Below are 1,273 nucleotides of genomic sequence, written 5' to 3'. Positions count from 1 at the left end.
TCTATGAAATTCCCAATGGAAAAATAGGTGATGTAAGGGTAAGATATTGGAATGGAGAAGCAGGGACTACCTTATATACTGACTTTTCTTTTTATAAAGATAAAGAAGATCTCTTTTATTTAGAAGAACCTATTCAAAAACGTTCCTTGTTTAAAGAATTAGTTATCTCTTACAAAGCTGAAAGCGGACAAAAATATTTAGCAAAAGTTTGGTTTGATTGGGAAGCAGTAGTAGCAGCTTATCAAAAAGTCTTTGGAAAAGAAGCTGATAAAGTAACTGCCCATTTAGATATTCGGGTAAATCGCGCTAATACCTATCTCACCTTTCAATTGATAGGCGACAATGGTAAACAAACTTTTTTAGAACCTGAAACATTAGAATACTATAAGCTTTCTGATAGAAATATCATAACCCCCACTCCTTTGGATTAAAAAAAAACGTAATGGGTATATATGATATTTTGTTTTTTTTAGGAAAAGTAAAAACCGATGGTGTTTTCAAAAAAATAGAAAAACTCTATAAAATTACTGTCATTCCTGAAAATAATGAAAACCACACTAATACAGAAATAGTAGAAACTCGTGTTACGGATTTAGGTAAAAAAATAGACGTAATTAAAATTATAAAAGATTATGATCCAGAAAATATTTCTATATAGCTTACTAATAGGTATATGTTTTTTAAGTTGTTTTAATACACCTAAAAAAGGTATTGTCTTTTCTGAAAAAATAGAAACCCAAAAAGATACTATTTTAAGTAAAGAAGAGATTTATAAAAAAATAGAAGAGATTGTTAATTTGAGGATAGCAGATAAGAAAGAAGGAAAAGAAAGTTTAAGTTATTATTTTTCTAAACTAAATATAGAAGATATTTCAAGTTATAAGATAAAAACGATAATAGGTCGTTTAATAGAATTTAAATACTTGAAAGTCAGAAATAGTGGAGAATATGATCCAGAATCTTTTCCTGTATATAATTTGTCAATATCAGGTGATTTATTTCTATTAGGAATTATAAGAGGAGATATGAGCTATACGGACTTTGTTTGTATAGATTCTATTGTGTTAGCATTGGATAAGATTCCACAAATGCAAAATGATTCCATTCATAAAATCTGTCTTGATTTGGTAAAACGCAACAAAACAGGTGGTTGCAAATGGTAAAAATTACGCGGGTTAAACCTGTCTATGAGAAAATATTGATTGAGATGTCAAAGTATTTTCATATATTTGCACTCTAAAAATTAATGTATTATGGAATTATTTAAGGGACA

General features: G+C 28.2%; 2 protein-coding genes and 1 pseudogene. All 3 read left to right on the top strand.

Translation table 11 applies throughout. From position 1 onward, the window contains the following. Positions 1-431, top strand: a pseudogene (locus HMPREF9075_RS13745) (hypothetical protein); the annotation flags it as partial. Positions 432-442: 11 nt separating this feature from the next. Beyond that, positions 443-658 (top strand): hypothetical protein, encoded by a 216-nt coding sequence (locus HMPREF9075_RS02885; RefSeq protein ID WP_009414978.1) that lies wholly within the window; start codon positions 443-445, stop codon positions 656-658. Then, positions 633-1,163, top strand: coding sequence for a hypothetical protein (locus HMPREF9075_RS02880; protein WP_009414977.1), 531 nt, complete (start codon positions 633-635; stop codon positions 1,161-1,163). The genes HMPREF9075_RS02885 and HMPREF9075_RS02880 overlap by 26 nt, the downstream gene beginning before the upstream one ends. Positions 1,164-1,273 lie beyond the last annotated feature (110 nt).

The sequence above is a fragment of the Capnocytophaga sp. oral taxon 332 str. F0381 genome (assembly GCF_000318275.2).
Lineage (GTDB): Bacteria > Bacteroidota > Bacteroidia > Flavobacteriales > Flavobacteriaceae > Capnocytophaga > Capnocytophaga bilenii.
Note: the sequence above shows the minus strand (reverse complement) of the source record. Positions and strands in the feature narration are given on the sequence as shown.